The 9278-nt window shown below is 72.4% G+C and carries 10 protein-coding genes; 3 read left to right on the top strand and 7 right to left on the bottom strand.

Going from position 1 to position 9278, the window contains the following annotated elements; translation table 11 throughout:
- Nucleotides 1-105: 105 nt before the first annotated feature.
- From AB0F18_RS36775 to AB0F18_RS36750, 6 genes are all read right to left on the bottom strand, one after another.
- The gene (locus tag AB0F18_RS36775; protein WP_362069123.1) at nucleotides 106-630 is read right to left on the bottom strand and encodes a hypothetical protein; all 525 of its coding nucleotides are present in this window, start codon (nucleotides 628-630) and stop codon (nucleotides 106-108) included.
- A gap of 279 nt (nucleotides 631-909) precedes the next feature.
- A complete protein-coding gene (locus AB0F18_RS36770; protein ID WP_362069120.1) occupies nucleotides 910-1605 on the bottom strand; it encodes a DUF6766 family protein in 696 nt (231 codons plus the stop codon).
- Between the two features lie 83 nt (nucleotides 1606-1688).
- Entirely contained in the window at nucleotides 1689-2057 is a 369-nt protein-coding gene (locus tag AB0F18_RS36765) for a hypothetical protein (protein WP_362069117.1), read from the bottom strand.
- Nucleotides 2058-2116: 59 nt separating this feature from the next.
- Nucleotides 2117-2593, bottom strand: a complete 477-nt coding sequence (locus AB0F18_RS36760) for a hemerythrin domain-containing protein (RefSeq protein WP_362069114.1) — start codon at nucleotides 2591-2593, stop codon at nucleotides 2117-2119.
- A gap of 14 nt (nucleotides 2594-2607) precedes the next feature.
- Nucleotides 2608-2883 (bottom strand): isoamylase early set domain-containing protein, encoded by a 276-nt coding sequence (locus tag AB0F18_RS36755; protein WP_362069111.1) that lies wholly within the window; start codon nucleotides 2881-2883, stop codon nucleotides 2608-2610.
- Between the two features lie 101 nt (nucleotides 2884-2984).
- The gene (locus tag AB0F18_RS36750; RefSeq protein ID WP_362069108.1) at nucleotides 2985-4241 is read right to left on the bottom strand and encodes a cytochrome P450; all 1257 of its coding nucleotides are present in this window, start codon (nucleotides 4239-4241) and stop codon (nucleotides 2985-2987) included.
- A 236-nt stretch (nucleotides 4242-4477) separates the two neighbouring features.
- On the opposite strand from AB0F18_RS36750, the gene AB0F18_RS36745 reads away from it, so the two are divergent.
- Entirely contained in the window at nucleotides 4478-6898 is a 2421-nt protein-coding gene (locus AB0F18_RS36745; RefSeq protein WP_362069105.1) for a nitrate reductase, read from the top strand.
- Here AB0F18_RS36745 and AB0F18_RS36740 read toward each other — a convergent pair.
- Nucleotides 6890-7444 (bottom strand): isochorismatase family cysteine hydrolase, encoded by a 555-nt coding sequence (locus AB0F18_RS36740; protein WP_362069102.1) that lies wholly within the window; start codon nucleotides 7442-7444, stop codon nucleotides 6890-6892. The genes AB0F18_RS36745 and AB0F18_RS36740 overlap by 9 nt on opposite strands.
- 246 nt (nucleotides 7445-7690) lie before the next feature.
- Between AB0F18_RS36740 and AB0F18_RS36735 the strand changes: the two genes are divergently transcribed.
- Both AB0F18_RS36735 and AB0F18_RS36730 read left to right on the top strand, forming a co-directional pair.
- On the top strand, nucleotides 7691-8692 hold the full coding sequence (locus tag AB0F18_RS36735) for a PHP domain-containing protein (protein WP_362069099.1): 1002 nt from the start codon (nucleotides 7691-7693) through the stop codon (nucleotides 8690-8692).
- 144 nt (nucleotides 8693-8836) lie between these two features.
- The coding region (locus AB0F18_RS36730; protein WP_362069096.1) for a hemerythrin domain-containing protein at nucleotides 8837-9278 on the top strand (442 nt) is incomplete at its 3' end.

Below are 9278 nucleotides of genomic sequence, written 5' to 3'. Positions count from 1 at the left end.
CCCGGCCGGAGCGGCCGGGCGACGTTCTCCCCTAGTGGTCCAGACCAGTACGGGCGGAGGTCGGGGGCGATTTCTGGCCACCCCCGACCGGGTGCGGACGTCCGCTCAGGCGCAGAGGACCCGCGTCTCGGGCGTGTAGACCGGACCGCCGCTGGTGTTCGTGCTGTCGCTGAACTCGGCGTAGTAGTACGAGTAGAAGCCGATGTTGCCGTTACAGCCGGAGTCGGCCGCCACCTGGAGGGTCAGCGTCACCGTGCGGCTCTGACCGGGGGGTATGGTCGCGCCGTAGTTGGCACCGAGGTCGGAGGGGCCGACGCCCGAGCAGGAGGCGGCGCCGGTCGGGGTGGCCAGGCTGCAGCCGGTGAAGCTGTACTTGAGGTCGGCGCGCTGGGTGGTGAGCCAGGTCGGGGAGATGGTCTGGTACACGAACCAGACGTCGTAGGTCTTGTTGTTGGTGAGCGTCATGGAGAGGTTCACCGTGCCGCCGGGGGTGACGGTCGCGGCGTTCGCGGTGAACGTCAGGGCGGCCGGCGCCGGGTCGGCCTGGGCGGCGGGGGCGAGACCGAACAGGGCCAGGACGAAGGCGAGGACTGCGGCGAGGCCGAGACGGCTCTTCAGAGGTGATCGCATGGCCCGGGAGGCTAGGGCGACGCCGCGCGCGCCGTCTGCCCCCCGGGGGCGTGCGCGGGCGCGGAACGGCCGGAAGTGTGCGCCCTGTGAAGGCTCTCTGTGGAACCCGTGAGGAATGATCACTCACCGTAGAGCGGCAGTCCACGGTGGGTGTCCGACGGGAGCGGCCGGGGTGGGCCCGCCGCGGCGGCCGGGCGGCGCCCCGGATGCGCCGAATGGCGCGTACCCGCCGCGGGGCTGAGCCAGGGCCGCCCTCCCCGCGACCAGCCCGCCCGGCGGTCAGCCTTCGACCCCGGTGGTGGTGTGGGCGGCACCGACCGGCTTGGATTCGGGGGAGCCGCGCTGGCGGAGGTAGATGGACAGGACCACCATCGCGGCGACCGCGAGGAGTTCGGACTGCCAGTTCTGCAGGGTCCGGTTCCAGAAGTCGGGGGTGGCGACGTAGCCGGCCCAGCTGACGGGGTCCTCGCGCTGGCGGAGCTGCTGGTCGTTGTAGGCGGCGGTACCCGTGATCGACTGGGCCAGCCAGGACAGGACGAACAGGGTGCCCATGACGGTGCCCAGGGAGCGGGCGTAGAGGGTCTGGCGCCAGTCCTTCGTCCCCGCCCAGCGGGGGGAGTCAGGGCGTGCGTGGTCACCCATGCGCTGCTCCTCCTCGCTTTCGGTGCCGGTCTTGTGGACCTTCTTGGACTCCGGTGAACCACGCTGGACGAGGTAGACGGTCCCGAAGATGTAGAGGAAGAACTGCAGGAACTCCGACTGCCAGTTCTCGGTGACGTCGACGGCGAAGTCCGAGGACGTCAGGTAGTCGCCGAGGCCCAGCGGCTGAAGGCCGTCCACCGTCATCTGTTCGTTGAACTCGGCGAGCCCCGTGACGGCCTGGAAGGCGAGGACCACCAGGAAGGCGATGCCGAAGGCGAGGGTCAGGCTGTTGTCCCGCCAGAACCCCCGGCGCGGCTCACGGCTGTCGGTCATCGCTGGAGCACCCCGATGGTGATGAAGTAGCCGAGCCCGCCGACGATGACCGCCAGGCAGGTGACGAAGAGGATCCTCATGCCTCACGCCCCCTTGATCAGGCAGTTGTAGGGCTGGTCGGACCGCGGTGTGCAGCCGGCGGCCACCACCTTCCAGCCGGCGGGGAACAGCGACAGGAACAGGGTGTCGCCCGACAGCCGTACCAGCGCCTGCCTCCCGTACGCCTCGACCTCCTGGACGCCGCGTGTCCCGGGCAGCTCCTGCGAGGCCAATGCTTCCGGGCAGGCCTTCTGTTCGCCCTGCTCCAGCTGCTGACGGGCCTGCGGAGCCAGCAGCTCGCAGGCCCGGACGTGGTCACCGGACGCGACGGCGGCCTCGAAGGCGGATCCCGCCGCGGCGGCCGCGTCCTGGCGGGCCGCCGGGCCCCCGCACCCGGCCGCTCCCAGCGTCACCGCGGCCGCCAGGAACAGCGCGCACCCGTGGCGCCCGGCCGGCCGGGGCCGTGACCGGGTCACTCCGAGTCGGCGCTGGGAACGGCCAGCGGATCGCGCGGTGCCTGCTTCTTCCCGGCCTCCATCTCAGCGCCGAGCTCCGTGAGCCTGTTGCGGCCCATCGCCTTGCGGACCTCGGGGAACCAGTCCTGCTCCTCCTCCTCGACGTGGTGGCGGACCTGTTCCATCAGGACGCTCATCTTCGCCTTGAACCGCTCGTCGCCCGGGTCCATGCCCTTGATCTCCGACAGCATCCACACCACCGCGTGGTGCTCCTCGATGCTCTCCAGGACGTGGTCCTTGGTGTCCGGCGCGGCCTCGCGGGCGGCCGGGTAGAAGAACTCCTCCTCGATCCAGGCGTGGACGGTGAGCTCCTCGATCACCTCGTCGGCGATCCGGCGGCGTTCGGCCGTGTCGTCGTCGGAGGTCTTCTCGAACCGCTTGAACAGTTTCTCGACCGTCTTGTGGTCCTCGCGCAGCAGCACGATCGCATCCATACGGGCGCCCCTCGTCAGGTGTTGACGCGGCTGTTGGAGCCGTCATGGCCGTCGGCCTGGTCGTCGTCGAACCAGTGGTCTCCGGCCGCCAGGTAGCGGAAGGAGTGGCCGCTGTGAGCGGGCAGGACGACCGTGGCCGCGCGCATGCCGTCGCCGCGGAGCCGCAGCGGGTGCGCGTGGGGGTTCCAGTGGTTGAAGTCCCCCACGACGCTGACCGGACCGTCCGGGCTGTCGGCCGGAAGAACGAAGGTCACCTGCGTGCGGCCCTTGAGCTGTTTGCGTTCGAGCACCGGACGACTCCTGACGGGCGGGTCTGGCAGAGGCCCCTGCACCGTCCCACGGCGCTCCTCGCCCCAGCCCCGCACACGCCGCCGGCCACGGGATCTGTCACTCACCCGGAGGCCGCGCGACGATCGGGGACCTGCACGATCACGCCGCTGCGGGGCCGGGTGGGGACCCGGCCGACGGGGATGCGCAGGTCCTGCTCCGGCATGTCGGGCGCGAGGTCCGCCAGGGGCGCGGCCAGGGTTGCCAGGAGATGGACGGTGATGTCCTCGCCGGGACAGCGATGGCCGGTGCGGGCGTTCCCGCCGCCCTGGGCGATGAGCTCGCCGGGGCCGGGCTCCCTGCCGAGGAACCGGCGCGGGTCGAAGCGGTGCGGCTCGGGCCAGAGGTCCGGGTCGCGGTGGTGGCCGGGTACGTCGAGGAGCACGAGCGTGCCCTCGGCGACGTCGAGGTCGTCGAATCGCAGGTCGCTGGCGGCGAGACCGCCGACGAAGGGCACGAAGGGGTAGCAGCGGCGTACCTCGTGGGCGAAGGCCCTGGCGTACGGGCCGTCGTCCGCGCGCAGTTGCTCCCGGACGGCGGGGAAGCGGTGCAGTGCGTGGGCGGCGAAGGTGGTGAACCAGGTGATCGCCACGGTGGGGCGCAGGACGTTGAGCAGTTCCACGGCGGCCGTACGGAGGTCGAGCGGGCTGCCGTCCGCGTCGCGGTGTGCGGCCACGGCCTCCACCACGGTGGGCCCCTTGCCGTGCTCGGGGGCCTCCGTGCCACGGCGTACGTCCTCGATGGTCCTGGCGAAGGCGGCTTCCTGACGGCTCCGGGCGCGGCGGGCCTTCCAGTGGCGGGGGCCGGGGGTGGCGAACCCGTCGACCATGGCGACGCAGTCCTCGGCCAGGCGGCGGACGGTGTCCTCGGGAGCGGAGGGGACACCGCTCCATTGGCATGCGGCTGCGGCGAGTGCCACGGCCATCTCGTCGAAGAGGACGGCCCGGCGTCCCCGCAGGCCGTCAACCGTGTGCAGCCAGTGTTCCCGGGCCAGCCTGCCGAGGGCTTCCACGCCGTCGGGTGTCATGAGCTGCGTCGTGAAGAGTTCCTTGCGGACCCGGTGCGTTGCACCGTCCAGCGTGTGGACGGCTCCCCTGCCGAAGAGGGTGTCCAGGACCGGTCCGGGCAGGGCGCCGTGCCGCAGCACATGGCGTTCGTCGTAGAAGAAGTCCACGGCGGCCGGGCCGTGCAGCAGGAGGGCGGGCCGGCCCATCAGCCGGGTCGGGACGGCCTGGCGGTCGCCGTGCCGTCGGCGCAGTCCGGGGGCCCAGGCGTAGCCGCGGGCCAGGAGGGCCGGGGTGCTGTCGGTGAAGGGATGCATGCCGATCGCCTACCCGGCCGCCCTCCGTACACGCGCCGCCGGACGGCCGGCGCGGTACCGGTGCGCCGGGGGCGCCTGCCCTGCTCGGCAGCGCGTCACGTCCGTGGCGGGGGGGGGCCGTGTCAGGCGGGGCGCGTGTCACGCCCGCGGCGGGGGCCGTGTCAGGCGGATCGCGCCGGGTAGGCGCCGCTGTCGAGGGTCGGCGCCTACGGCGCCGTGACCGGAGAGGAGCGGCTGTGAGGCGGAATCCAGTACAGGTGTCCGGCGACCGGATCGCCGACCCGTGGGGGCGCCGCACCCCGTACGGCCAGGGCGGACAGTGGCCCGTACGCACGGACTCCTGCCTGGCCGAGGGGGTGCGCGAGCAGGACGTCCACGCCTGGGTGCGGACGGCTTCGCTCCTGCATTCCGACGGTGACGCGATGGACATCGCCGTCCGCGACGGACGGATCGTGGGGGTCCGCGGCCGGGCCGGTGACCGCGTCAACCGGGGCCGGCTGGAGCCGAAGGACCTGTACGCGTGGCAGGCCAACTCCTCCGCGGACCGGCTGACCCGGCCCCTCGTCCGCGAGGGCGGACGCCTCGTGGAAAGCGACTGGCCGACGGCGATGGACCGCATCGTCACCAGGTCGCGGGAGCTGATCGGCTCCCAGGGGCCGGAGGCGGTCGCGTTCTACACCTCGGGGCAGCTCTTCCTGGAGGAGTACTACACGCTCGCGGTCCTCGCCCGTGCCGGGATCGGCACCCCTCACCTGGACGGCAACACCCGGCTGTGCACGGCGACGGCGGCAGAGGCCCTCAAGCAGTCCTTCGGCAGCGACGGCCAGCCCGGCTCGTACGAGGACATCGACCACGCGGACGCGATCGCCCTGTTCGGCCACAACATCGCCGAGACGCAGGTCGTCCAGTGGATGCGCATCCTGGACCGGCTGGACGGTCCCGACCCGCCCCGGCTGCTGTGCGTGGACCCGCGGCTCACCCCGGTGGCGCGCCGGGCGAACGTGCACCTGGCGCCCCGTCCCGGCACCAACGTGGCGCTGCTCAACGCCCTCCTCGGCGAGGTCGTCCGGCACGGGTGGACCGACCCCGGGTTCATCGCCCGGCACACGGTCGGCTTCGAGGCTCTGCGCCGGCAGGTCGAACCGTGCACGGCGCGGTGGGCCTCGGGCATCTGCGACGTGCCGGCGGCCTCGATCGAGGAGGCCGCCGAACTGCTCGGCACCGCCGGCCGGCTGCTGTCCACCGTGCTGCAGGGGTTCTACCAGGCCAACCAGGCGACCGCCGCGGCCGTCCAGGTCAACAACCTGCACCTGATCCGCGGCATGCTCGGCCGGCCCGGGGCGGGTGTGCTCCAGATGAACGGCCAGCCCACCGCCGAGAACACCCGCGAATGCGGCGCCGACGGGGACCTGCCGGGGTTCCGGAACTGGCAGAACGAGGCCCATGTCGCCGACCTCGCGCACGTCTGGAACGTGGAACCGTCGGCCATCCCCCATGACGCCCCGCCCACCCACGCCATGAAGATCTTCCAGCTGGCGGAGGAGGGCTCGGTGCGGATGCTGTGGATCAGCGCCACCAACCCGGCCGTGTCCCTCCCCGAACTGGCGCGGATCCGCTCCGTCCTCGCCCGGGAAGGCCTGTTCACCGTCGTCCAGGACCTGTTCCTCACCGAGACCGCGCGGTTCGCCGACGTGGTGCTGCCCGCGGCGACCTGGGGTGAGAAGACGGGCACCTTCACCAATGCCGACCGCACCGTCCACCTGTCCGAGAAGGCCGTGGATCCGCCCGGCGAGGCCCGCCCGGACCTGGACGTCTTCCTCGACTACGCGGCCCGCATGGGCTTCGAGGACAAGGACGGCGGACGCCTGGTCCACTGGAGCGGCCCGGAGGAGGCCTTCGAGGCGTGGAAGCGGTGCAGTGCCGGACGGCCCTGCGACTACACCGGACTGAGCTACGAGAAGCTCCGCGGCCCCAGCGGCATCCAGTGGCCGTGCACCGAGCACGCCCCCGACGGCACGGACCGCCTCTACGGCGACGGCGTGGACTGGGCGCATCCGGACCGGTGCGAGACGTACGGCAAGGACCTGGTGACCGGCGAGCCGCTGGGCGAGGAGTGGTACCGGTCGATGAACCCGGACGGGAAGGCGCTCATCAGGCCCGCCCCCTACATTCCGCCGAAGGAGTGGCCGGACGAAAGCCACCCCTTCCACCTGACCACCGGACGCACGCTCTACCACTTCCACACCCGCACCAAGACGGGCCGGGTGCCCCAGCTCGCGGACGCGGCACCGGACGTGTGGGTGGAGATCGCGGCCGCCGACGCGGCCCGCCTCGGACTGGCGGAAGACGACCTGGTCGAGGTCACCACCCGGCGCGGTGCGCTGCGCGGGCGGCTGCGCATCGGCTCCGTCCGCCCGGGCGTCCTGTTCGTCCCCTTCCACTACGGGTACTGGGACACCCCTGCCGGCAGCGCCCCGGCCCCGGGGGTGCCGGGGCGTGCCGCGAACGAGCTGATCGCGACCGTCTGGGATCCCGTCTCCAAGCAGCCGCAGTTCAAGACCGCCGCAGCCGCCCTCACCCTGGTCGGACGAGACGGCGGCCGGGACCCGGACCGGCCGGTGCCGTCCGCGCCGCCGTCCGCGCCGCCGTCAGCCTGACGGAACGTCCTCGAAGGTGATCTCTCCGCTCGGGCGGAGCTCGGCCGACATGTTGCGTTCCATCATGCGCAGGGCTGCCTCGGCGAGGGCGGCGTCGATGTGGGCGACCGCGTCGAGGGCCACGACGACGTCGAGGTGCCGGATGTGGGCGTCCAGGGCCGAGTACAGCACGCACTGCTCGGTCACCTGCCCGCACAGCACCACCCGCTGCACACCGAGCTGGCCCAGCAGGTAGGCGAGGGGCGTCTCGAAGAAGACCGAGTGCCGTGCCTTGACGACGAACAGGGATTCCTCGTCCGGCGCGATCGGCTGCACCAGGTCGGAGTAACGGCCGGCCAGGGCGGCTTCGAGTATCTCTCCGTGATGGGAACGCCACCGGCCGAAGTTGTCGTTCACGTAGACGACCGGCACATCGGCGTCCCGCGCCCGCTTGAGCAGCGCCCCGACTCCCGGAAGGATGTCGCGGACGGACCGCACCAGCACCTCGGCGTCCTCGTGCTCGTAGGTGTTGAGCATGTCGATCACGATGAGTGCCGTGCGACCCATACCGCCGCCTTCCGCCACACCGGGCCCCTGCCCACGCCGGCAGACGTCAACCGCGCCGGTCGTGAACTCCGCCGATGGGGGACGCCGCCGGACGGCCGGGCCTCGCCGCGGAGGGCGGGATACGCGGTGACGATCCGGGTAGCCGGACCACATGGACACCACTCCCGCACCCACGCCGCTGCGCGGCGACCGGGCCTCCCGCCTCACCGGCGAGACCGTCGGCGCCACCGGCGGAACCCCGCTGCCGTGACCCCGGACGAGGCCCTGCGTCGGATCGCCTTCCTCCTCGAATGGCGCGGGGCGTCCCCGTACCGGGTGCGGGCCTTCCACACGGCGGCCGACGCCGTCCGCGACCTGCCACCGGGCCCGGTGGACGCCGCCCAGGCCGTCCGGCTGCGGGGGGTGGGCCCGGTCACCGCCGAGGTGATCGCCCAGGCATCGACCGGGGCGGTACCGCGCTACCTGGCCCGTCTGCAGGCCGAAGCCGAGCCGGGCGCGCAAGCCGGCTGGGACCTGGCGGCCGCGAGCACCGGGGACTGCCACCTGCACTCCGACTGGTCGGACGGCGGCAGCCCGCTTGAGGACATGGCCGACGCGGCCCGCGCCCTGGGCCGCCAGTGGGCCGTCCTGACCGATCACTCGCCGCGGCTGACGATCGCCCACGGGCTGAGCCCGGCCCGGCTCAGGAGCCAGCTGGAGGCCGTGGCCGCCGTGAATTCCAGGCTGGGCCCGGGTTTTCGGCTGCTGACCGGCATCGAGTGCGACATCCTCGACGACGGCTCCCTCGACCAGGAGGAAGACCTGCTCGGCCGGCTCGACATCGTCGTGGCATCCGTGCACTCCAAGCTCCGCTCGGAACCCGAGCCGATGACCGCCCGCCTGGTGGCCGCGGTGCGCAACCCGCATGTCGACGTCCTGGGGCACTGCACGGGACGGATCGTCACCGGCCGGGGACGCCCCCAGTCCCGCTTCGACGCCGAGGCCGTGTTCGCCGCCTGCGCGGAGGCCGGTACCGCCGTGGAGATCAACTGCCGGCCCGAGCGGCGCGACCCGCCGGACGACCTGCTCGTGCGGGCCGCCGCCGCGGGCTGCCGGTTCGCCGTGGACACCGACGCGCACGCCCCCGAACAGCTGCACTGGCAGAGCACGGGTTACGCACGCGCGGCACGGATCGGCCTGGGAGCGGACCGGCTGATCACGACCTGGCCGCTCGGACGGCTGCTGGAAACCAGAAGTGGCAGGGGGTGAGCCACCGGCCTGCTGCCCGGCCCAAGGGAACCGCGCCTCCGCCACGCGGGTGAGAGGTCCCGTGCGGCCGGGCGCCTCCGGGTCCGGCGGGGAAGCGATCGGATCGGGCCGGAGCGGCCCGACCCGAGCACACGTGGAGGCGACATGGGACACGGCGGAAATGTGATCGACGAGCTGATGGCCGACCACCGGGAGGTGGAGGGGATGTTCGCCCGGCTCCAGGCCATGACCAGCACCGGGAAGGAGCTCCGCGATCTCATCGACGAGATCACCATCGAGCTGGTGCGGCACTCGGTCGCCGAGGAGCAGTACCTCTACCCCGCGGTACGCGAGCACGTCGAGGGCGGCGGGCCGATGGCGGACAAGGAGATCGAGGACCACGGCCGCGTCGAGAAGATGCTCAAGCGGCTGGAGAAGATGGACACCGCCGACGCGCAGATGAGCCCGCTCCTGCAGCAGCTCATGGACGAGGTCGCCGCCCACGTCCAGGAGCGCGAGATGCAGTCGGTGCGCAACCACGTGGCCGTCGTCATCGACGAGTACGGCGGCACCGCGGGCATCGTCACGATCGAGGACATCCTGGAGG

The organism is Streptomyces sp. NPDC029216 (genome assembly GCF_040648015.1).
Lineage (GTDB): Bacteria > Actinomycetota > Actinomycetes > Streptomycetales > Streptomycetaceae > Streptomyces.
The sequence above is the reverse complement of the archived record's forward strand: the minus strand, read 5'-3'. Positions and strand labels throughout refer to the sequence as shown.

Bases quoted from the DNA above. Each gene is read 5' to 3' on its own strand.
- AB0F18_RS36770 (WP_362069120.1), bottom strand. From the start codon at position 1,605: ATGACCGACAGCCGTGAGCCGCGCCGGGGGTTCTGGCGGGACAACAGC.
- AB0F18_RS36740 (WP_362069102.1), bottom strand. From the start codon at position 7,444: ATGGGTCGCACGGCACTCATCGTGATCGACATGCTCAACACCTACGAG.
- AB0F18_RS36760 (WP_362069114.1), bottom strand. From the start codon at position 2,593: ATGGATGCGATCGTGCTGCTGCGCGAGGACCACAAGACGGTCGAGAAA.
- AB0F18_RS36775 (WP_362069123.1), bottom strand. From the start codon at position 630: ATGCGATCACCTCTGAAGAGCCGTCTCGGCCTCGCCGCAGTCCTCGCC.
- AB0F18_RS36750 (WP_362069108.1), bottom strand. From the start codon at position 4,241: ATGCATCCCTTCACCGACAGCACCCCGGCCCTCCTGGCCCGCGGCTAC.